Origin of the sequence: Streptomyces sp. CA-142005 (assembly GCF_050942335.1) — a bacterium.
GTDB lineage: Bacteria > Actinomycetota > Actinomycetes > Streptomycetales > Streptomycetaceae > Streptomyces.
The window spans coordinates 5,659,025-5,680,087 of sequence record NZ_CP192078.1; the positions used below are offsets into that span (position 1 = coordinate 5,659,025).

The window sequence follows — 21,063 nt, forward strand, 5'->3', positions numbered from 1 at the left end:
CCTCGGGGCGTGGAACGCTGATCTGGTCGGCTGATCGTGTCGGGCACGCTGTTGGGTGTCTGAGGGAATGAAACTTTCCTCAGTTGCCGGCCCCAGTGCACTCGGACCTTCGGGTTCGGGGTGATGGGTGGCTGGTCGTTGTTTGAGAACTGCACAGTGGACGCGAGCATCTGTGGCCAAGTTTTTAAGGGCGCACGGTGGATGCCTTGGCACCAGGAACCGATGAAGGACGTGGGAGGCCGCGATAGTCCCCGGGGAGTCGTCAACCAGGCTTTGATCCGGGGGTTTCCGAATGGGGAAACCCGGCAGTCGTCATGGGCTGTCACCCACTGCTGAACACATAGGCAGTGTGGAGGGAACGCGGGGAAGTGAAACATCTCAGTACCCGCAGGAAGAGAAAACAACCGTGATTCCGGGAGTAGTGGCGAGCGAAACCGGATGAGGCCAAACCGTATGCGTGTGAGACCCGGCAGGGGTTGCGCATGCGGGGTTGTGGGATTTCTCTTGATCAGTCTGCCGGCTGGTCGGCGAGTCAGAAACCGTATGGATAGGCGAAGGACATGCGAAAGGTCCGGCGTAGAGGGTAAGACCCCCGTAGTCGAAATCTGTACGGCTCGCTTGAGAGACACCCAAGTAGCACGGGGCCCGAGAAATCCCGTGTGAATCTGGCGGGACCACCCGCTAAGCCTAAATATTCCCTGGTGACCGATAGCGGATAGTACCGTGAGGGAATGGTGAAAAGTACCCCGGGAGGGGAGTGAAATAGTACCTGAAACCGTGTGCCTACAAGCCGTGGGAGCGTCGGGATCTTCGGATCCTCGTGACTGCGTGCCTTTTGAAGAATGAGCCTGCGAGTTTGCGGTGTGTTGCGAGGTTAACCCGGGTGGGGAAGCCGTAGCGAAAGCGAGTCCGAATAGGGCGCTGTAGTAGCACGCTCAAGACCCGAAGCGGAGTGATCTAGCCATGGGCAGGTTGAAGCGGAGGTAAGACTTCGTGGAGGACCGAACCCACCAGGGTTGAAAACCTGGGGGATGACCTGTGGTTAGGGGTGAAAGGCCAATCAAACTCCGTGATAGCTGGTTCTCCCCGAAATGCATTTAGGTGCAGCGTCGTGTGTTTCTTGCCGGAGGTAGAGCACTGGATAGGCGATGGGCCCTACCGGGTTACTGACCTTAGCCAAACTCCGAATGCCGGTAAGTGAGAGCGCGGCAGTGAGACTGTGGGGGATAAGCTCCATGGTCGAGAGGGAAACAGCCCAGAGCATCGACTAAGGCCCCTAAGCGTACGCTAAGTGGGAAAGGATGTGGAGTCGCACAGACAACCAGGAGGTTGGCTTAGAAGCAGCCACCCTTGAAAGAGTGCGTAATAGCTCACTGGTCTAGTGATTCCGCGCCGACAATGTAGCGGGGCTCAAGCGTACCGCCGAAGTCGTGTCATTGCAGCGTATAGCCCCAACGGGTGCTGTGATGGGTAGGGGAGCGTCGTCTGCCGGGTGAAGCGGCACTGGAAGGTAGTCGTGGACGGTTGACGAGTGAGAATGCAGGCATGAGTAGCGATTCACACGTGAGAAACGTGTGCGCCGATTGACTAAGGGTTCCTGGGTCAAGCTGATCTGCCCAGGGTAAGTCGGGACCTAAGGCGAGGCCGACAGGCGTAGTCGATGGATAACCGGTTGATATTCCGGTACCCGCTGTGGAGCGTCAAACATCGAATCCAGTGATGCTAAGGCCGTGAAGCCGCCCCGGAGCCTTCGGGCAAAGGGGAGTGGTGGAGCCGCCGGACCAAGCTGGTAGTAGGTGAGTGATGGGGTGACGCAGGAAGGTAGTCCATCCCGGGCGGTGGTTGTCCCGGGGTAAGGGTGTAGGACGCAGGGTAGGCAAATCCGCCCTGCACGTGTCTGAGACCTGATGCCGAGCCGATTGTGGTGAAGTGGATGATCCTATGCTGTCGAGAAAAGCCTCTAGCGAGTTTCATGGCGGCCCGTACCCTAAACCGACTCAGGTGGTCAGGTAGAGAATACCGAGGCGTTCGGGTGAACTATGGTTAAGGAACTCGGCAAAATGCCCCCGTAACTTCGGGAGAAGGGGGGCCAGTCCTGGTGATCCAATTTACTTGGTGAGCTGGGGGTGGCCGCAGAGACCAGCGAGAAGCGACTGTTTACTAAAAACACAGGTCCGTGCGAAGCCGTAAGGCGATGTATACGGACTGACGCCTGCCCGGTGCTGGAACGTTAAGGGGACCGGTTAGCTCCATTTCGGTGGGGCGAAGCTGAGAACTTAAGCGCCAGTAAACGGCGGTGGTAACTATAACCATCCTAAGGTAGCGAAATTCCTTGTCGGGTAAGTTCCGACCTGCACGAATGGCGTAACGACTTCTCGACTGTCTCAACCATAGGCCCGGTGAAATTGCACTACGAGTAAAGATGCTCGTTTCGCGCAGCAGGACGGAAAGACCCCGGGACCTTTACTACAGTTTGATATTGGTGTTCGGTTCGGCTTGTGTAGGATAGCTGGGAGACTGTGAAGCATGCACGCCAGTGTGTGTGGAGTCGTCGTTGAAATACCAGTCTGGTCGTGCTGGATGTCTAACCTGGGTCCGTGATCCGGATCAGGGACAGTGTCTGATGGGTAGTTTAACTGGGGCGGTTGCCTCCTAAAGGGTAACGGAGGCGCCCAAAGGTTCCCTCAGCCTGGTTGGCAATCAGGTGTTGAGTGTAAGTGCACAAGGGAGCTTGACTGTGAGACCGACGGGTCGAGCAGGGACGAAAGTCGGGACTAGTGATCCGGCGGTGGCTTGTGGAAGCGCCGTCGCTCAACGGATAAAAGGTACCCCGGGGATAACAGGCTGATCTTCCCCAAGAGTCCATATCGACGGGATGGTTTGGCACCTCGATGTCGGCTCGTCGCATCCTGGGGCTGGAGTCGGTCCCAAGGGTTGGGCTGTTCGCCCATTAAAGCGGTACGCGAGCTGGGTTTAGAACGTCGTGAGACAGTTCGGTCCCTATCCGCTGTGCGCGTAGGAGTCTTGAGAAGGGCTGTCCCTAGTACGAGAGGACCGGGACGGACGAACCTCTGGTGTGCCAGTTGTTCTGCCAAGGGCATGGCTGGTTGGCTACGTTCGGGAGGGATAACCGCTGAAAGCATCTAAGCGGGAAGCCTGCTTCGAGATGAGGACTCCCACCCACTTGATGGGGTAAGGCTCCCAGTAGACGACTGGGTTGATAGGCCGGATCTGGAAGCCAGGTAACTGGTGGAGGTGACCGGTACTAATAGGCCGAGGGCTTGTCCTCAGTTGCTCGCGTCCACTGTGTTGGTTCTGAAACCACGAACAGCCCCGCTGAAAGATGCGGTGCGGCGTTCACAGTTTCATAGTGTTTCGGTGGTCATAGCGTGAGGGAAACGCCCGGTTACATTCCGAACCCGGAAGCTAAGCCTCACAGCGCCGATGGTACTGCAGGGGGGACCCTGTGGGAGAGTAGGACGCCGCCGAACAATTCTTGGGAAAGGCCCACACCGGATGGTGTGGGCCTTTCTGCGTTTAGGGTTGGTCCATGCGCTTTGACCTCGTCATCTTCGACAACGACGGCGTGCTCGTCGACAGCGAGCCCATTTCCAACCGGCTGCTGGCCGGCTATCTGACCGAGTTGGGGCACCCGACGTCGTACGAGGACTCCATCCGGGACTACATGGGCTCGGCGATGCACCGGATCCATGAGCTCGTGCTGGAGCGGACCGGGCAGCGGCTGCCGGGCGACTTCGACGACGTGTTCCACGCACGCGTGTTCGCCGCGTTCGAGCGGGAGTTGCGGCCCGTGGCGGGTGTGGCCGGCGTACTGGAGAAGCTGGCCGCGGGCGGGGTGCCGTACTGCGTGGCCTCCTCGGGGAGTCATGCGCGGATCCGGGTCGGGCACCGTACGACCGGGCTCGACCGGTGGTTCACGCAGGACCGCATCTTCAGTTCCGAGGACGTGGGGCGTGGGAAGCCGGCGCCCGATCTCTTCCTGCACGCCGCGGAGCGCATGGGGGTGGCGCCGGAGCGGTGCCTGGTCGTGGAGGACTCTCCGCTGGGCGTCCAGGCGGCCGTGGCGGCCGGGATGACGGTCTACGGGTTCACCGCGATGACGCCGGCGGCGAAGCTGGCGGGCGCCGACCAACTCTTCTTCTCCATGGGCGAATTGGCTGACCTGCTGGTTTGACGGAAGCCATCGCCCGGTGCCTGACAATTGTCATGCGGACGTCCGGACGATCGTTTCTACTGGCGCACCCCCTGCGGCGGCGAAGCTGAGGGCATGACGAAGAACACGGGGGCCCAGGGCCGGACCGAGCAGCAGCGGAAGCAGAACCCGAGTGTGCTGGACAACTTCAAGCCGCTGATCCTGGACGTGGCGGTGCCGCTCGGCTCGTACTACCTCTTCAAGGACGCCTTCGGTATGAGCACCTTCGCGGCGCTCGCCTGGAGCAGTGTGGTGCCGGCGGTGCGGACCGTGTGGGGCCTGGTGAAAGAGCGGAAGACTAACGCCCTGGCCGGTCTTATCCTGGTCGTCAACGTCGTCTCCCTGCTGCTGAGTTTCGTCTCCGGTGACCCGCGGCTGATGCTCGCCAAGGACAGCGGGGTCAGTAGTGTCGTCGCCTTCGGGATCCTCGCCTCCGTGTGGCTGGGCAGGCCGATGATGACCGCGGGTATGAAGCCGTTCCTGGTGAAGGGCGACGCGGCCAAGGAGGCCGCCTGGGAGCGGCTCGTCTCCGGGGCTTCCGACCGGTCCGCGGCCTTCCGGAGCAAGGAGAAGGCGTTCTCGGTCGTGTGGGGGCTGGTGCTGCTCGCCGAGTGTGTCGCCCGGGTCGTGGGTGCGTACACCATTCCCGTGGACTCGATGGTGTGGCTCGGCGGTGTCTTCCTCGTCGGTGCGATGGTGATCGGGTTCGTGGTCAGCGGGGGCCTGGCCGTCGAGCCGATGGAGAAGATGTTGTCCGCCGAGGTCGAGGCGGGCGAGGCCGGGGCTGCCGAGTCAGGGACGTCGGCGGCCGGGGCCGCGTCCGAGGTCGCTGTCGTCGCCTGAGCCCGCACTCGGTAAAGCTGAAGGAAATTCATCTTTGGCTGGATCTACCCACAGGTAGCCCGGGGCCCTACGCTCGCCGCCATGACTGATGTGCTGCGGCGCGGTAGGGCCTCGCTGGCGTTCAGCTTCTTCGCTCAGGGCGCCACCTTCGCCTTGCTGGTGACGCGGATCCCGGCCATCCAGGACCGGTACGGAGTCTCCGACGCGCTGCTGCCGGTCTTCCTGGCCGCCGTGCCGGTCCTCGCCGGTGTCGGCAGTGTGACCACCGAGCAGTTGGTGAAGCGAATACGGCCCAGCCGGCTGCTGCGCTGGTCCCAGCCGGTCGTGCTGCTGGCGCTGCTCGGCGCCGGGGCGGGCGGGCACATCGCGGAGCTGGCGGTGGCGCTGGGCGCGTTCGGGCTGGCCGTGGGCGCGCTGGACGGCTCCATGAACATGCTCGGGGTGAGCCTGCAGCGGTCGTACGGGCGCAGCATCATGCTCAGCTTTCATGCCGCGTACAGCCTGGGCGGGATCCTGGGCGCCTCGCTGGCGTGGGCCGGGGCGCACTGGCATCTCGCGCTGTGGGTGTCGTACCTGCCGGTGGTGGCCGTGCTGCTGCCGGCGGCGCTCGTGGGGAGCCGGTGGTACGTCGACGGGGGTCCGGCACCCGTGGGGGAGGAACAGGGCCAGGGCGCGGGTGTCGTCTTCAAGCTGCTGCTGCCGCTGTGTCTGGTGATGACCTTCGCCTACATAGGGGACTCGACCGTCTCCAACTGGAGCGCTAAGTATCTGAAGGACGTGCTGGGCAGCTCGGAGCAGCTGGCGACGGTCCCGTACAACGTGTACATGGTGACCACGCTGCTGGGGCGGACCATCGGGGACTTCGGGGTGCGGCGGTTCGGGGCCGTGGCGGTCGTACGGCTCGGGACGCTGGTGGCGGCCGGGGGGTTCGCGGTGGTGGCCTCGGCGCCCGGGGCGTGGGTCGGGATGCTCGGGTTCACGCTCTTGGGTCTGGGGCTGTGCGTGCTGGTGCCGCAGACGTTCGCGGCGGCCGGGCGGCTGTTCCCGGGGGCTTCGGATGCGGCCATCGCGCGGCTGAACATTTTCAATTACGTGGGCTTTCTGATCGGTTCACCGTTGGTGGGGGCTCTGGGCGATGGCTGGAGCTATCGGGGCGCCATGCTCGTGCCGATGGTGTTGGTGCTGGTGACGTTGGTGTACGCCAGGTCGTTCGCCGCTCAACCTGACCGATACGGTGGCGGTCATGAGCGGCCGCGCACAGCTGATGTGGGACGAGGCAGTAACGGGCTATGACTTCGGCCCGGACCACCCGATGGATCCGGTCCGGCTGGCACTGACCCGGAAACTGGTGGGTGCCTTCGGGCTCGACCGGGAGATGGAGGTCGTCGCGGCCAAGCCGGCCGGGGAGTCCACGCTGCGGCTGGTCCATCGGGAGGACTACATCGACGCGGTGAAGGCGGCGTCGGCGGACCCGGCGGGGGCCGACGGGTCGTACGGGCTGGGCACTCTCGACGATCCCGCGTTCGCGGGGATGCACGAGGTGTCCGCGCTGATCGCCGGGCAGTCGGTGGGGGCGGCGGAGGCGGTGTGGCGCGGGGACGCCGATCACGCCGTGAACTTCGCGGGCGGTCTGCATCATGCGATGCCGGGTGGGGCCTCGGGGTTCTGCATCTACAACGACGCCTCGCTGGCCATCGCCCGGCTGCTGGAGCTGGGGGCTGAGCGGGTGGCGTATGTGGACGTCGACGTGCACCACGGGGACGGGGTGCAGGCGGCGTTCTGGGAGGATCCGCGGGTTCTGACGATCTCGTTGCACGAGCATCCCCGTACGTTGTTCCCGCAGACCGGCTGGCCGGAGGAGACCGGCGCCGGGGCGGGCGAGGGGGCGGCCGTGAATGTCGCCCTGCCGGCCGGGACCGGGGACGCCGGGTGGTTGCGGGCGTTCCATGCGGTGGTGCCGGAGTTGCTGGCGGAGTTCCGGCCGCAGGTGCTGGTGTCGCAGCACGGGGCGGATACGCACTTCGAGGATCCGCTGGCGCATCTCGCCGTGTCGCTGGATGCGCAGCGGGCCGTGCAGGTGGCATGTCATGAGCTGGCGCACGAGTACGCCGGGGGCAAGTGGGTCGCGCTCGGGGGCGGTGGATACGCGGTGGTCGACGTCGTGCCGCGGTCGTGGACGCATCTGGTGGGGATCGCGGCGGGCAGGCCGGTGGAGCCGGAGGCGATGATCCCGGAGGCGTGGCGGCAGGAGGTGTTCGCCCGGACCCGGCAGTTCGGGCCGCAGCGGATGACCGACGGACGGTGGCCGGTGAGTTGGGCGTCCTGGGAGGCCGGGTACGACCCGGCCGACCGCTTGGATCAGGCCGTACGGGCTACTCGCCGGGCGGCGTTTCCGCTGCGCGGCCTGCTGCCCTGAACCCATCAGACGGCCCGGTCGGCGGGGGAGGCGCCCATAGGACTGGGCGGGCGCACCCGGCGTACGGGCCCCGGCGGGGCGATGGCTGGCCGGTGTTTACGCCGACCGTGCGCAATTCCCCGGTTTCCCGCCCGTCCCCTGCTCCCATGCGTCACCATCGCAACCGTGTCGACCAGCGGAGCTCTGCGTGCGCATCTGCTGGCTGTCCGGCTTGCCGGGGAGGTGGGGACCTCCCGGGAGGACAGTCTGCGCAGTTATCGGCTGTTCGCGGCCCGGGATCCCCGGCTGCTGATCGGGATCGATCCCGAGGGGGCCTGGGGGCAGGCGGAGTTGCTCGAGCTGATGGCGCAGAAGTGCGGGGTCTCGGGCGACCCCCGGCACACGTCGGGGCCGGATGTGATCGATCCGGAGCGGACGCTGGCCGCATTGGATCTCTTCGCGGGGCGGATCCGGGAGGTGGCCAGGCGCGGCGCGCCCGTGCTGTTCGGGACCGGGCATCCACACCGGCTGCTCGGGTTCTACGCTGGCCTGGCGGACGCGCTCTCGGCGGCGGGGTGTGACGTGCTCACTCCCGCGCAGGGTCGTCGTATCGACATATTGACCCGGTTCGGTCTACGTACACATCACCTCGGCTACGCACGGCGGGTCGGGTTGGTGCGGGAAACCACCGACGGGCGCCCCGGTTGTGAGCCCGGCGTGCACAGTCATTCGCCGCTGCCGGTTCGGGTCGTGCTGGAGGCCGCGGCGGAAGGCGGAGGGCCGTTGCCCGAGCTGGTCGTCGGGGATCACGGCTGGGTCTGCGGTGCTGGTCAGCTGGGTTTCGAGGCCATCGGGCTGGCCGACACCGACGATCCGGCGCTGTTCGTGGGGGAGGCGGAGGGGCGCGTGTCCGTCGTCGTTCCGGTTGATGACGGCGTGCGGTCTGAGTACTACCGGCCGCTCATCCGCTACGTACTCAAACGAGCGTGTCTGTCACAGTAGGCCTGCGATGGGTGCACCTCTTCCCCACTTGCATCACCCGCCCCTACATTGGGGAGTGAGCACGCAACGACGAAGAGTCACCGGAAGGGGAAGCCGGTGGCCGTCGAGTGCGGAAGGTTCAGGTGTGTCATGGCTGCAGCTGACGAGAGGCCTCTGAACGAGGTCGTGTTCCTTACCGTGGCGGAGGTCGCCTCGGTGATGCGAGTGTCGAAGATGACCGTGTACCGCCTGGTGCACAGCGGTCATCTGCCCGCGATCCGGGTCGGGCGGTCGTTCCGTGTCCCGGAGCAAGCGGTACACGAGTACCTCCGTGACAGCTATGTGGGGGTGGAGACAGCCTGACGGCAACCCCGGGGTGACCCCTGGGTGACCCGGGGTACCACCCTCGATTACGACCTCGGCGCTCGGTTGGGTAGGCTAGCCCCTCGTAGGTCGTGTGGGCCCATGGCGCCCAAACAACCGAGTGATGAGAAGTGAGCGAGGGTAGTCGTGGGCTCTGTTATCAAGAAGCGGCGCAAGCGGATGGCCAAGAAGAAGCACCGCAAGCTGCTCAAGCGCACGCGCGTTCAGCGCCGCAACAAGAAGTAAGCGGCGTCGCGAGAGCGTGTCACGCGTATCTGTGGCCTCCCATCGGCACGATGGGGGGCCACAGGCATATCCGGGGAACCCGGCATGGTCCGGGGAACCCGTCATATGCCGATGAGTGAATTTCCGTCACTTCATGCATCGGGCGGTCATCACAGCGCAACATCAACCCGCTAGGTTGGCCGTACGCATCACGTACGAGGGAAGGCGCGGATCTTGGGGAAGGTCGTGCTCGTCACCGGAGTGGCCCGGCAACTGGGCGGCCGGTTCGTACGGCGGATCCAGCGGGATCCGGAGGTCGACCGGGTGATCGCCGTGGACGCGGTGCCGCCGGCGCACCATCTGGGCGGGGCGGACTTCATCCAGGCCGACATCCGGCAGCCGACCATCGCCCGGGTGCTGGCCGAGACGGGCGCCGACACGGTCGTCCACATGGACGTGACCGGCACGGCGCTGGGCAGCGGCAACCGGGCCACGGTCAAGGAGACCAACGTCATCGGCACCATGCAGCTGCTCGGCGCCTGCCAGAAGTCGCCGAACGTGAAGCGGCTGGTGGTGAAGTCCAGCACCAACGTCTACGGGTCCGCGCCGCGGGATCCCGCCGTGTTCACCGAGACGACCCCACCGAAGTCGCTGCCGAGCGGCGGCTTCGCCAAGGACGCCGTCGAGGTCGAGGGCTATGTGCGCGGGTTCGCCCGGCGGCGGCCGGACGTCGCCGTGTGCGTGCTGCGGTTCGCCAACATCCTCGGGCCCGCCGCCGACACCCCGCTCGCCTCGTACTTCGCGCTGCCCGTCCTGCCGACCGTGTTCGGCTACGACCCGCGGCTGCAGTTCGTGCACGAGGACGACGTCGTCGAGGTGCTCAGGATCGCCTCGCACGAACCGCGCCGGGGCACCCTCAACAGCGGCACGTTCAACATCGCCGGGGACGGTGTGCTGCTGCTCTCGCAGTGCTCCCGGCGGCTCGGACGGCCGACCGTGCCGCTGCTGCTGCCGGCGGTCACCTGGGCGGGTTCGCTGGTGCGTACCCTCGGTATGACGGACTTCTCGCCGGAGCAGATCCGGCTGCTCACGCACGGGCGGGTGGTGGACACGGTCCAGATGCGCGACACGCTGGGCTTCACGCCCAGGTACACGACGGCGGAGACGTTCGCGGACTTCGCGCGCGGCCAAGGCCCCGGGCTGGTGCCGCCTCAGGCCCTCGCGGGGGCCGTCGACCGGATCGCCACGCTGGCCGCCAGGGGCGGCGGCCTGTCCACGACGCACAGCGCCGACTAGCGCAACCGAGGAGCGCAGCAACGATGGCGGACGCCAAGGTCATTCCGTTCGACGACGACCGGTCCCGCGGCGGCGCGGTGCAGCGCCCGGCGCGGCGCCGGAGCACGGGCAGCCGGCGCGGCGCCCTCGGCGAGGCCGGGGAGATGGGTGAGGTCCAGCCCCTGCCGGGCCGGGGCCGGGCACGGGAAGATGAGCCTGTGAGCCGCGAGGAGAAGCCGGAGGAGCCGCAGGAGCGGTCGGATGCCGAGGGGCGGGACGGCGGCGGCCTGGAGCGGCGTGTGGCGGCCGGGCTGGCCTTTCTGCGGCGCCGGCTGACCGGGGACTACGACGTCGACGACTTCGGTTACGACGAGGAGCTGACCGACCAGGTCCTGATGTCGCTGCTGCGGCCGGTGTACGAGAAGTACTTCCGGGTCGAGGTGAAGGGCATCGAGAACATCCCGGCGGACGGCGGGGCGCTGATCGTCGCCAACCACTCCGGGACGCTGCCGCTGGACGGGCTGATGATGCAGGTCGCGGTGCACGACCAGCATCCGGCCGACCGTCACCTACGGCTGCTGGCGGCCGACTTGGTCTTCGTGCTGCCGGTGGTCAACGAGCTGGCCCGCAAGCTGGGGCACACCCTGGCCTGCGCGGAGGACGCCGAGCGGCTGCTGGCCCAGGGCGAGCTGGTCGGGGTGATGCCTGAGGGCTTCAAGGGCATCGGGAAACCTTTCAGCGAGCGGTACAAGTTGCAGCGGTTCGGGCGGGGCGGCTTCGTGTCGACCGCGCTGCGGCAGGGCGTGCCGATCATCCCGTGCTCGATCGTGGGGGCGGAGGAGATCTACCCGATGATCGGCAACGCGAAGACGCTGGCGCGCTTGCTGGGCTTCCCGTACTTCCCGTTGACGCCGACGTTTCCGTGGCTGGGGCCGCTCGGTGCGATTCCGTTGCCGACCAAGTGGACGATTCAGTTCGGGGAGCCGATCCGGACGGACGGGTATCCGGCGGAGGCGGCCGAGGATCCGATGCTGATGTTCAACCTGACCGACCAGGTGCGGGAACAGATTCAGCACACGCTGTACAAGCTGTTGGTGCAGCGGCGCTCGGTGTTCTTCTGACTTTCCGCGGTCTTCTGACTTTCCGCTCCACTCCACCCCTGTCCGCATACGACACCGGGGGCGCCCCGCTCGGGTGGGGCGCCCCCGGTGCCGTTGCCGTAACGGCGTCAGTGCGTGTCCTCGCTGTCGATGCCCAGGCCCGGCAGGAGGCCGGGGAGGAGCGGGGGCAGGGTGACGTCGGGGGCGGCGGACGGGGATTTGCCGGCGGACGGGGCGCTGGTGCCGCTGCCCGTCTTCGGCGGGTCCAGCAGGCCGCCCGTGTCGCCGCCGAGCAGGCCCTCGCCGCTGCTGCCGGTCGCGGAGCCGCTCGGGTCGCCCGGGCGTGCGTGCCGGCCGGAGGACGGCGTGGTGCCCGAAGAGCTGGGCGCCGTCGACCGGTGGTCACCGGAGGAGCCACCGGACGCGGAGCCCGAGCCCTGCCGCTTGCCGTCGCCGCTCTGGGCGGGCGCCTGCGGGAGCAGGGACTGCAGCGGGGCGACCTCCTGGTCTATGGCGTCGAACACCGACGACACCTGCTCTTTGACGTCCCCGAGCTGCACGGGCAGCTTGTCGCTGAGCACGCTCCACGCCTCACGGTGCGAACGGGAGAAGGTGGACAGCGCCTGGATCGGGCCGAGCGACTTGGGGTCGGCCTCGTAGGCCTCGTGGAGCAGGCGGTGGCCCTCGGTGACGTCCTGCTGCATGCCGGAGAGCGTGCGCCGGATCTCGCCGATGGACTCGTGGTCCAGGTGGCCGCCGCGGCCGCGCTCCAGCAGCCGGCGGGCCTCGTTGAGCCGGGTGGAGGCCTGGTCGAGGTAGGTCTGGCCGCGCTGGTCGTCGCCGTTGGTCAGGTAGTTGAGCTTGAAGTCCTCGATGCCGCGCTTGAGGCCGTAGAGGGAGTCACCGGGCAGGGCGTCCGAGCTCGCGGCGGCGACTCCGCCGAAGGCTCCGGCGGCCACGCCCACGCTGAGCCCGCCCGCCGCGAGCCCCTTGGTCAGCCGGGAACGCGGCCGGAGTTTGCCCAGCGGGCTCGCCCGGTGCGCGCCCCGGGACCGGGATGAGCGCTGTTCCGGTACGGACGCGTCCGCCGCCCCGGCGCCCTCCTGGAGCATGGCCTCGAACGCGGCCACCAGCTGGGCGCGCTGCACGACCTTGACCCCGGGATCGAGGTGCGGCTTCGGCAGCGTGCCGAGGTCCGCGGCCAGGGCCAGCAGCTCGCCCTGCTCGGACCGCTCCTCGGCGGTCGGCGGGGAACCCGCCGGTCCTACGGACTGCTCTGCCGCCGTGTCCCGGTCGGGCTGTTCTTCCAGGGCCTGGGCGAAGGCGTTCGCCCGCCGGTGCGCCGATACGTTCGCGATCACTGGCGGCACCTCCTCTCGTCATGACGGTCGACTCCCCAGGGGGTCCTGAGGGTTGCACGCCCGCGACCACTTCACACGATCGAGCGATCAGGGTCGGCCAGGACGTGACCACAGGGAGCCTGTATCCCGCACAACGACTGGCGCGGCACTTGGGTTACGCACGGCGGGTGCCCGGATCGCAAAGGCAACAGACGTTCACGGAGCGTGAGTTGAGTGTTGCCGAGAGTCGCCAGTTTTTTCAGCGGGCGTCGTCCGGCAGCAGACGGGCCAGCGTGCGTACGGCGCGGTACTGGAGGGTCTTGATGGCGCCCTCGTTCTTGCCCATGACGCGAGCGGTCTCGGCGACGGAGAGGCCCTGGAGGAAGCGGAGCGTCACGCACTCCTGCTGCTGCGGGTTGAGCCGGCGCACGGCGTCCAGCAGGGCGGCGTTCGACAGCGACTCCAGGACGGAATCCTCCGGGGAGCGCTCGACCTCGTTGGCGTCGAGCATCTCGCCGGTGGTGACCTCCAGGCGGAAGCGGCTGGACTTGAAGTGGTCGGCGACGAGGTTGCGGGCGATCGTCACCAGCCAGGCCCCGAAGTCGCGGCCCTGCCAGGTGAAGGTGCCGATCCTGCGCAAGGCCCGCAGAAAGGTCTCGCTCGTCAGGTCCTCGGCGGTGGCCCGGCTGCCGACGCGGTAGTAGATGTACCGGTACACCGTGTCGCTGTACTGGTCGTACAGCCGGCCGAAGGCCTCGGCCTCGCCGGCCTGGGCGCGCTCGACCAGGTCCATCATCCGGGCGCTGTCGCTGTCCGCGGCCGGGCGGCGGGCGGTGGCGGCGCCGGCGGAGCGCCCTCGTCTGCTCACGGCGGCGCTGCCTTCGGCCAGTGCGTAGCACGGGCCGAGGGGCGCGGCGGTGGCGAGGGCGGGGACGGCGTACGCGGTGGGGACGAGGCCGCGCAGCGTCTCTTTGACCGTTGCGACAGTTGCGCGCAGCGTAGCCAGGCCCGAGGCGTCAACCCCGACGTGTGGGTACACGGGACTCCCAGAGGCAGAGCTTCCATCACGTGCAGTGCGGGACCGTTCACCCGTCGTAGCGACGGAGGGGTACCGGTTTGCGTCTGAGGAGAATAACGCTTCGTGCAGGCACTGCTACACCGAGTTGCTCAAATCATCGATTGCGTCGCATCTGTTACCGATTGACGCCACCTCAAGTGCCGCACCCTGATCGCTTGTTGACCGAAATCTGGCCGGTTTCGGCGAGGTACAGCGCGTGTTGAAGTGGCCGCGGCATAATCCGGGCGCGGAGGCCGAGGGAGGGGGCTCGGGGCGGAGTTGCGAGCGTCCCATGAGGGCTCGGGGAACCGCGCTATCGGCCCGTGACGGGCCGTGGGCGGGGACGGCCTGCGGGCTCGCGGTGTTGATCTGTCCGCCGGCCAGGACTTATCGGCGCCGTCGGCTCAGCGCGATCGCCGCCGCGGTGCCACCGGCCACCGCGCCCACGCCCGCCGCCGCCGGAATGCCGACCTTCGCCGCCTTCCGGCCGGTGCGGTAGTCCCGCAGGCGCCAGTCCTTCTCGCGGGCGTGCTTGCGCAGCTTGGCGTCGGGGTTGATGGCGTAGGGGTGGCCGACGAGGGAGAGCATCGGGATGTCGTTGTGGCTGTCGCTGTAGGCGGCGCAGCGGGAGAGGTCGAGGCCCTCGGCCGCGGCCAGCGCGCGGACCGCCTCCGCCTTCGCGGGGCCGTGCAACGGCTCGCCGACCAGCTTGCCGGTGTAGATGCCGTCCACCGACTCGGCCACCGTGCCGAGCGCGCCGGTGAGGCCCAGGCGGCGGGCGATCACCTGGGCGATCTCCACCGGGGCCGCCGTGACCAGCCACACCTTCTGCCCGGCGTCCAGGTGGGCCTGGGCCAGGGCGCGGGTGCCGGGCCAGATGCGGTCGGCCATGTACTCGTCGTAGATCTCCTCGCCGATCGACTCCAGCTCGGCGACCCGGTGGCCCTTGACGATCGACAGCGCCGAGTCACGCGCGTCCTGCATGTGCTCGGGGTCCTCGACGCCGGCCAGCCGGAACCAGGCCTGCTGCCAGGCGAACTTGGCGAGGTCGCGCGTCTCGAAGAACTTCCGCTTGTACAGGCCCCGGCCGAAGTGGAACAGCGCGGCGCCCTGCATGACGGTGTTGTCGAGGTCGAAGAAGGCAGCCGCCTTGTCGTCGCCGATGACGGGGAACTCGGGTTCCCTGTCGGCGGCCTGCGGGGTTACCTGCGCCTCCTGCGAGGACTTGCGGGCAGCCTCCGCCGAGGCCTCGCCTGCCAACACGCTGCGCGCCGTGGCGGAGCGCCTACGGGGAGTGAGCCATCCGAGAGCGGCCATGTCGTGAGCATAGCCAGTTCGTTCGGTGCTTCCGGCAGTCCGGAGGTTGGATGCGTGTGAACTCTCCGCGACCGAGCCGTTAAAGAGCCGATCCGAAGCGTGCGCGGCGCGCGCGACAATGGCCGGTATGAGTCCACTTTTCCGCCGTAAGGCCGACGCCGCCGATCCCCGCGACCGGCTCGTCACGCTGATCCGCAAGCCCGGCTGTCATCTCTGCGACGACGCGCAGGTCGTGATCGAGAAGGTCTGCGGAGAACTCGGCGTGTCCTGGGAGCGGAAGGACATCACCGAGGACCGCGCCCTGCATGACCGGTACTGGGAGCAGATCCCGGTCGTACTGGTCGACGGCGAACAGCACACCTTCTGGCGCGTGAACGAGGAGCGGCTGCGCCGGGCACTGACCGACTAGTCCAAACCGGCCGGAAAGTCGCTTAGGATCGACGGCGGTCTGATCTCGGGGGCGGGATTCGTGAGGAGAGTGTGCGGTTTTGCCCCCAGTAACGAAGGAGCGCCGGTGCGTATGCACCGGTTCCCGTCGACGGCGCGAAAGGTGCGTGACCCCGGTCACTTCTGCCGGGCAAATCGGACACCATCTTTGTGCACGCGTTCACAAAGACATAGCCTGCTGTCGACGGGGCGGTCTGGGGACGTATGACCGCCTGCAGCCCCGCTCTACCCGCAGGAGCACCGTGGCAACTGGCCGAACACACCGACCGGCGACCCGTAGCCGAGGGATTCCCGAGGCCACCGTCGCCAGGCTTCCGCTGTACCTCCGAGCCCTGACCGCGCTGTCGGAGCGCTCGGTACCCACGGTCTCCTCCGAGGAGCTGGCGGCCGCGGCGGGGGTCAACTCCGCCAAGCTGCGCAAGGACTTCTCCTACCTGGGCTCCTACGGAACGCGCGGTGTCGGCTACGACGTGGAGTATCTCGTCTACCAGATCTCCCGTGAACTCGGCCTGACCCAGGACTGGCCGGTCGTGATCGTCGGTATCGGTAACCTCGGCGCCGCCCTGGCCAATTACGGCGGGTTCGCCTCCCGTGGCTTCCGGGTGGCCGCGCTCATAGACGCCGATCCCGCGATGGCCGGAAAGCCGGTCGCGGGCATCCCCGTGCAGCACACGGACGACCTCGAGAAGATCATCAAGGACAACGGGGTGTCCATCGGCGTCATCGCCACCCCCGCCGGTGCCGCCCAGCAGGTCTGCGACCGGCTCGTGGCCGCCGGGGTCACGTCCATCCTGAACTTCGCGCCGACCGTGCTGTCCGTCCCGGACGGCGTCGACGTGCGCAAGGTCGACCTCTCGATCGAACTCCAGATCCTCGCCTTCCACGAGCAGCGCAAGGCCGGCGAGGAGACCCCCCTGGAGACCGCGGTGGGCGAGGGCGGGCTGCCCGCGGCCGCTGCCCGTGGCGCAGCCGCCGACGATTCCGCCGACCAGGGGCCCGACGGGGACGTACCCGCCGTGATGCCGGCATGAGTCTCCTCGTCGTCGGGCTGAGCCACCGCAGCGCGCCGGTCAGTGTGCTGGAGCGGGCCGCGCTGAGCGCGGACGCCCAGATCAAGCTGCTGCAGGACACGGTCGCCGCCGAGCCGGCCACCGAGGCCGCGGTGCTCGCCACCTGCAACCGCATCGAGCTGTACGCCGACGTGGACAAGTTCCACGCCGGTGTCGCCGAGCTGTCCACGCTGCTCGCCCAGCACAGCGGCGTCGGCCTGGAGGAGCTCACCCCCTACCTCTACGTGCACTACGAGGACCGGGCCGTCCACCACCTGTTCTCGGTGGCCTGCGGCCTGGACTCGATGGTCGTCGGCGAGGGGCAGATCCTCGGCCAGATCAAGGACTCCCTGGCCACGGCGCAGGACCTGCACACGGCCGGCAAGCTGCTGAACGACCTGTTCCAGCAGGCCCTGCGGGTCGGCAAGCGCGCCCACTCCGAGACCGGCATCGACCGCGCCGGCCAGTCCCTGGTCACCTTCGGCCTGGAGCAGCTGGCCGTCGGCGGAGCCGTCGAGGACTGGGCCGCGGGCAAGAAGGCGCTGGTCATCGGCGCCGGTTCGATGTCCTCGCTGGCCGCCGCCACGCTGGCGCGGGCCGGGGTCGCCGAGGTCGTCGTCGCCAACCGCACCTTCGAGCGCGCCGAGCGGCTCGCACAGATACTGACCGAGGCCGACGGCAGCGCGGTGACCGCTCGCGCGGTACGGATGGACGCCGTGCCGGGCGAACTGACACGTGCCGACGTCGTCGTCTCTTGTACCGGTGCGACCGGCCTGGTGCTCACGGCGGAGACGGTCGCGCAGGCGGTCGAGGGCCGCACCGGCGCCCCCGTCGCCGAGATGGCCGACGGCGCCCGTACGACGGATGACCGCGGCGCCCGTACGGCGCCGAAGGCCACCGCGGCCCCCCTGCCGCCCACCACCGTCGGCGCCGACGAGAACTGCCCTCTGGACCTGGCCGCCGCACAGCCCGGCTTCTCCCTCATGGGCGAGGCTGCCGTCGCCGGCATGGACGCGGCCACCCTGGAGCAGCACGCGGCCTGGGCCGCAGGCAAAACGATCGACCGCCCCGGCCGCCGCGGCCCCGAGGCGGACGCCGAGCTGATCACCGCGCTCGCCGCGACCGCCGCGACCGTGGGCCGGATCCCCGAGCGGCGCAGGCCGGAACCGCCGGCCGAGCGCCCGGCGCCCTTCCTCTTCCTGCTCGACCTGGCCATGCCCCGGGACATCGACGCGGCCGTGCACCGGCTGGCCGGGGTGCGGCTGGTGGACATCGAGTCGCTGGCGGACGCCTCCGCCGATGCGCCGATGGCGGCCGACGTCGACCAGGTTCGGCGTATCGTCTCCGACGAGGTCGCCGCCTTCGGGGCGGCCCAGCGGGCGGCGCACATCACGCCGACCGTGGTCGCACTGCGCACCATGGCCGCCGATGTCGTCGCCGGTGAGATCGCGCGGCTCGACGGCCGCCTGCCCGACCTGGACGAACGCCAGCGCGGCGAGATCCGGCAGGCCGTGCACCGGGTCGTCGACAAGCTGCTGCACGCGCCGACCGTACGGGTCAAGCAGCTCGCGGCCGAGCCCGGCGGTGCCGGGTACGCGGACGCGCTGCGCACCCTGTTCGACCTCGACCCCGAGACGGTCGCCTCCGTCTCCCGGGCCGGGGACAGCACAGACAAGAAGGACCGACCGGCATGACTGAGAAGGCACTGAGGCTGGGGACCAGGCGCAGCAAGCTCGCCATGGCCCAGTCCGGGCAGGTGGCGGAGACCGTCCGCCGGGTGACCGGGCGGCCCGTGGAGCTGGTCGAGATCACCACGTACGGCGATGTCTCCCGCGAGGCGCTCGCGCAGATCGGCGGCTCCGGCGTGTTCGTCACGGCGCTGCGCGACGCGCTGATACGGGGCGAGGTCGACTTCGCGGTTCATTCGCTCAAGGACCTCCCGACCACACAGCCCGAGGACCTGGTCCTGGCCGCCGTACCGGTGCGCGAGGACCCGCGGGACGTGATCGTCGCCCGGGACGCGCTGAAGTTCACCGACCTGCCGCGCGGGGCGCGCATCGGCACCGGTTCGCCGCGCCGCATGGCGCAGCTGAACGCGTACGCCCGCGCCCACGGCCTGGACATCGAGACGGTCCCGATCCGCGGCAACGTCGACACCCGGATCCGGTACGTCCACGACGGCGAACTCGACGCCGTCGTACTGGCCGCCGCCGGACTGAACCGGATCGGCCGGATCGACGAGGTGACCGACTTCCTGTCGGTCGACACGGTTCTGCCCGCCCCCGGCCAGGGGGCCCTGGCGATCGAGTGTGCCGCGGGCAACGCGGACCTGATCGCGGCGCTCGGCGAGCTCGACGACCCGTTCACGCGGGCCGCCGTGACCGCCGAACGGTCACTGCTCGCCGCCCTGGAGGCCGGCTGCAGCGCCCCTGTGGGCGCGCTGGCCGACCTCCTGGCCGACGGGCAGATTGTCAAGGAAATGCGCCTGCGCGGCGTCGTCGGCACGACCGACGGCACCCGCATGGTGCAGCTGTCCACCACCGGTCCCGTGCCCCTGACGCACGAGCAGGCGTTGGCACTCGGTCGCGACCTCGCCACCGAGATGCTCGCCCAGGGCGCGGCCGGTCTGATGGGGGAGCGAGCACATTGAGCCCCACCGCCCTTCCTGCCGCCGGTCCGGAACACGGGCACGTCACCTTCCTCGGTGCCGGACCCGGAGATCCGGGACTGCTGACTCTGCGCGCCGTGGAGGCGCTGTCGAGCGCGGACGTCCTGGTCGCCGAGCACGAGGTGCTCGACGTCATCCGGACGCACGCCCGACCGGGCGTCTCCGTCGTGCAGACCGACGCCGATCCCTCTTCGGTCTCGCCGCCGGGCACGGGCACGCCCCAGCTGACGGTCGTTGACGGCACGTCAACAACCGCCGCTGTCCCGGCCGCTGCCCGGGATGCCGCTCATCTTGTCATGGAGGCTGCGCGGGGCGGCAGGCGGGTCGTCCGTGCGGTGTCCGGGGACCCGGGACTTGATACGTACGCGGCCGAGGAAATGCTCGCCTGCGCCGCCGCCGGGGTGCCCTTCGAGGTGGTCCCGGGTGTCGCGGCGGCGGTCGGTGTGCCCGCGTACGCCGGTGTGCCGCTGCGGGACGCCGAGGGCGCGGACGTCCGGTTCGTGGACGCCCGTACGGCGTCGGACCGCTGCTGGACCGAGGTGGGTGCGTCGGACGGCACGGTCGTCGTCTCGACGACGCTCGACTCGGTGGCCGCGGCGGCCGGTGAACTCGTGTCCGCGGGCCGCAAGCCGGACACCCCGCTGACGGTGACGATCGCCGGCACGACGACCCGCCAGCGCACCTGGGCGGCGACGCTCGGCACGATCGCGCAGACCCTGAAGCAGGCGAAGGTGCTGCCGTCGCCGGACGGTGGCCGGCCGGTGATAGCCGTGGTCGGTGAGCGTTCCACCGCCGCCCGGCGCGACCAGCTGTCGTGGTTCGAGTCCAAGCCGCTGTTCGGCTGGAAGGTGCTCGTGCCGCGCACGAAGGAGCAGGCGGCGTCGCTCTCCGACCAGCTGCGGTCCTACGGCGCGGTGCCGCACGAGGTCCCGACCATCGCGGTGGAGCCGCCGCGCACCCCGCAGCAGATGGAGCGGGCGGTCAAGGGCCTGGTGACGGGCCGCTACGAGTGGATCGCCTTCACGTCGGTCAACGCGGTGAAGGCGGTGCGGGAGAAGTTCGAGGAGTACGGCCTCGACGCGCGTGCCTTCGCGGGCATCAAGGTGGCCGCGGTGGGCGAGCAGACGGCGAAGGCGCTGGTCGCCTTCGGCGTGAAGCCGGACCTGGTGCCGAGCGGGGAGCAGTCGGCCGCGGGCCTCCTGGAGGACTGGCCGCCGTACGACCCGGTGTTCGACCCGATCGACCGGGTGTTCCTGCCGCGCGCCGACATCGCCACCGAGACGCTCGTCGCCGGGCTCATCGAGCTCGGCTGGGAGGTCGACGACGTGACCGCCTACCGGACGGTCCGCGCCTCGCCTCCGCCGGCCGAGACCCGCGAGGCGATCAAGGGCGGCGGCTTCGACGCGGTCCTCTTCACGTCCTCCTCGACGGTCCGGAACCTGGTGGGCATCGCGGGCAAGCCGCACAACGTGACGGTGATCGCCTGCATCGGCCCGGCCACGGCGAAGACGGCCGAGGAGCACGGCCTGCGGGTGGACGTGATGGCCCCGGAGCCGTCCGTGCACAAGCTGGCCGAGGCGCTGGCCGACTTCGGCCTGAAGCGGCGGGCTGCCGCCGTGGAGAACGGGGATCCGGTGACGCGGCCGAGCGAGCGTAGGCCGGGGGCGCGGAGGCGTCGCTCCACGACGTGAGGTACGGCGGGTGCCCTGTCCAGGGCACCCGCACGCTCAGCGGCCGGCGGCGTAGGGCAGGAAGGTCGCCCAGGCCGTGGGGGTGAGGGCGAGGCGGGG

At 68.7% G+C, this 21,063-nt stretch carries 17 protein-coding genes and 2 rRNA genes; 16 read left to right on the forward strand and 3 right to left on the reverse strand.

Translation table 11 applies throughout. From position 1 onward, the window contains the following. Positions 1 to 174: 174 nt before the first annotated feature. The 11 genes from ACQPXS_RS26480 to ACQPXS_RS26530 all read left to right on the forward strand — a co-directional run bounded on the left by ACQPXS_RS26480 (position 175) and on the right by ACQPXS_RS26530 (position 11,416). A 23S ribosomal RNA gene (locus tag ACQPXS_RS26480) occupies positions 175 to 3,289 on the forward strand. An 85-nt stretch (positions 3,290 to 3,374) separates the two neighbouring features. Then, positions 3,375 to 3,491 (forward strand): 5S ribosomal RNA (gene rrf, locus ACQPXS_RS26485). 59 nt (positions 3,492 to 3,550) lie between these two features. Next, positions 3,551 to 4,195: an HAD family hydrolase gene (locus ACQPXS_RS26490; protein WP_433451751.1), complete on the forward strand. Its 645-nt coding sequence runs from the start codon at positions 3,551 to 3,553 to the stop codon at positions 4,193 to 4,195. A gap of 93 nt (positions 4,196 to 4,288) precedes the next feature. Then, positions 4,289 to 5,056 carry a VC0807 family protein gene (locus ACQPXS_RS26495; protein WP_433451753.1) on the forward strand — a complete coding sequence of 256 codons (768 nt, stop codon included), beginning with the start codon at positions 4,289 to 4,291 and terminating at the stop codon, positions 5,054 to 5,056. An 81-nt stretch (positions 5,057 to 5,137) separates the two neighbouring features. Then, complete coding sequence (locus ACQPXS_RS26500) at positions 5,138 to 6,349, forward strand: MFS transporter (protein ID WP_433451754.1); 1,212 nt, start codon at positions 5,138 to 5,140, stop codon at positions 6,347 to 6,349. Beyond that, positions 6,300 to 7,472: an acetoin utilization protein AcuC gene (locus tag ACQPXS_RS26505; RefSeq protein WP_351802546.1), complete on the forward strand. Its 1,173-nt coding sequence runs from the start codon at positions 6,300 to 6,302 to the stop codon at positions 7,470 to 7,472. Before ACQPXS_RS26500 ends, ACQPXS_RS26505 begins: the two co-directional genes overlap by 50 nt. A gap of 165 nt (positions 7,473 to 7,637) precedes the next feature. Continuing rightward, a complete protein-coding gene (locus tag ACQPXS_RS26510) occupies positions 7,638 to 8,453 on the forward strand; it encodes a phosphatase (RefSeq protein WP_433451755.1) in 816 nt (271 codons plus the stop codon). 129 nt (positions 8,454 to 8,582) lie between these two features. Next, entirely contained in the window at positions 8,583 to 8,795 is a 213-nt protein-coding gene (locus ACQPXS_RS26515; RefSeq protein WP_159045602.1) for a helix-turn-helix domain-containing protein, read from the forward strand. Between the two features lie 147 nt (positions 8,796 to 8,942). After that, positions 8,943 to 9,041: a 30S ribosomal protein bS22 gene (locus tag ACQPXS_RS26520; protein WP_003948845.1), complete on the forward strand. Its 99-nt coding sequence runs from the start codon at positions 8,943 to 8,945 to the stop codon at positions 9,039 to 9,041. Between the two features lie 213 nt (positions 9,042 to 9,254). Further along, positions 9,255 to 10,316, forward strand: a complete 1,062-nt coding sequence (locus ACQPXS_RS26525; RefSeq protein WP_433451757.1) for an NAD-dependent epimerase/dehydratase family protein — start codon at positions 9,255 to 9,257, stop codon at positions 10,314 to 10,316. A gap of 23 nt (positions 10,317 to 10,339) precedes the next feature. Continuing rightward, positions 10,340 to 11,416: a lysophospholipid acyltransferase family protein gene (locus tag ACQPXS_RS26530; RefSeq protein ID WP_433451758.1), complete on the forward strand. Its 1,077-nt coding sequence runs from the start codon at positions 10,340 to 10,342 to the stop codon at positions 11,414 to 11,416. Positions 11,417 to 11,523: 107 nt separating this feature from the next. Here the strand turns inward: ACQPXS_RS26530 and ACQPXS_RS26535 are convergent, their stop codons facing one another. The 3 genes from ACQPXS_RS26535 to ACQPXS_RS26545 form a co-directional block, all read right to left on the reverse strand. Continuing rightward, positions 11,524 to 12,756: a DUF5667 domain-containing protein gene (locus ACQPXS_RS26535; RefSeq protein WP_433451759.1), complete on the reverse strand. Its 1,233-nt coding sequence runs from the start codon at positions 12,754 to 12,756 to the stop codon at positions 11,524 to 11,526. 238 nt (positions 12,757 to 12,994) lie between these two features. Next, on the reverse strand, positions 12,995 to 13,774 hold the full coding sequence (locus tag ACQPXS_RS26540; RefSeq protein WP_433451760.1) for an ECF subfamily RNA polymerase sigma factor, BldN family: 780 nt from the start codon (positions 13,772 to 13,774) through the stop codon (positions 12,995 to 12,997). A gap of 405 nt (positions 13,775 to 14,179) precedes the next feature. After that, the gene (locus ACQPXS_RS26545; RefSeq protein WP_433451761.1) at positions 14,180 to 15,109 is read right to left on the reverse strand and encodes an HAD family hydrolase; all 930 of its coding nucleotides are present in this window, start codon (positions 15,107 to 15,109) and stop codon (positions 14,180 to 14,182) included. Between the two features lie 127 nt (positions 15,110 to 15,236). On the opposite strand from ACQPXS_RS26545, the gene ACQPXS_RS26550 reads away from it, so the two are divergent. From ACQPXS_RS26550 to ACQPXS_RS26570, 5 genes are all read left to right on the forward strand, one after another. Continuing rightward, positions 15,237 to 15,518 carry a glutaredoxin family protein gene (locus tag ACQPXS_RS26550; protein ID WP_351802532.1) on the forward strand — a complete coding sequence of 94 codons (282 nt, stop codon included), beginning with the start codon at positions 15,237 to 15,239 and terminating at the stop codon, positions 15,516 to 15,518. Positions 15,519 to 15,798: 280 nt separating this feature from the next. Further along, positions 15,799 to 16,587: a redox-sensing transcriptional repressor Rex gene (locus ACQPXS_RS26555; RefSeq protein ID WP_351802530.1), complete on the forward strand. Its 789-nt coding sequence runs from the start codon at positions 15,799 to 15,801 to the stop codon at positions 16,585 to 16,587. Continuing rightward, positions 16,584 to 18,299 carry a glutamyl-tRNA reductase gene (locus tag ACQPXS_RS26560; protein WP_433451763.1) on the forward strand — a complete coding sequence of 572 codons (1,716 nt, stop codon included), beginning with the start codon at positions 16,584 to 16,586 and terminating at the stop codon, positions 18,297 to 18,299. Before ACQPXS_RS26555 ends, ACQPXS_RS26560 begins: the two co-directional genes overlap by 4 nt. Beyond that, the gene (gene hemC / locus ACQPXS_RS26565) at positions 18,296 to 19,255 is read left to right on the forward strand and encodes a hydroxymethylbilane synthase (RefSeq protein ID WP_433451764.1); all 960 of its coding nucleotides are present in this window, start codon (positions 18,296 to 18,298) and stop codon (positions 19,253 to 19,255) included. Before ACQPXS_RS26560 ends, hemC begins: the two co-directional genes overlap by 4 nt. Beyond that, entirely contained in the window at positions 19,252 to 20,964 is a 1,713-nt protein-coding gene (locus tag ACQPXS_RS26570) for a bifunctional uroporphyrinogen-III C-methyltransferase/uroporphyrinogen-III synthase (protein WP_351802524.1), read from the forward strand. The genes hemC and ACQPXS_RS26570 overlap by 4 nt, the downstream gene beginning before the upstream one ends. The last annotated feature ends 99 nt before the right edge of the window (positions 20,965 to 21,063 follow it).

Excerpts from the sequence above, each read along its gene's own strand:
- ACQPXS_RS26490 (WP_433451751.1), top strand. The coding sequence starts at position 3,551 with ATGCGCTTTGACCTCGTCATCTTCGACAACGACGGCGTGCTCGTCGAC.
- ACQPXS_RS26495 (WP_433451753.1), top strand. The coding sequence starts at position 4,289 with ATGACGAAGAACACGGGGGCCCAGGGCCGGACCGAGCAGCAGCGGAAG.
- ACQPXS_RS26500 (WP_433451754.1), top strand. The coding sequence starts at position 5,138 with ATGACTGATGTGCTGCGGCGCGGTAGGGCCTCGCTGGCGTTCAGCTTC.
- ACQPXS_RS26505 (WP_351802546.1), top strand. The coding sequence starts at position 6,300 with ATGAGCGGCCGCGCACAGCTGATGTGGGACGAGGCAGTAACGGGCTAT.
- ACQPXS_RS26515 (WP_159045602.1), top strand. The coding sequence starts at position 8,583 with ATGGCTGCAGCTGACGAGAGGCCTCTGAACGAGGTCGTGTTCCTTACC.
- ACQPXS_RS26530 (WP_433451758.1), top strand. The coding sequence starts at position 10,340 with ATGGCGGACGCCAAGGTCATTCCGTTCGACGACGACCGGTCCCGCGGC.
- ACQPXS_RS26545 (WP_433451761.1), bottom strand. The coding sequence starts at position 15,109 with ATGGCCGCTCTCGGATGGCTCACTCCCCGTAGGCGCTCCGCCACGGCG.
- ACQPXS_RS26550 (WP_351802532.1), top strand. The coding sequence starts at position 15,237 with ATGAGTCCACTTTTCCGCCGTAAGGCCGACGCCGCCGATCCCCGCGAC.
- ACQPXS_RS26560 (WP_433451763.1), top strand. The coding sequence starts at position 16,584 with ATGAGTCTCCTCGTCGTCGGGCTGAGCCACCGCAGCGCGCCGGTCAGT.
- hemC (WP_433451764.1), top strand. The coding sequence starts at position 18,296 with ATGACTGAGAAGGCACTGAGGCTGGGGACCAGGCGCAGCAAGCTCGCC.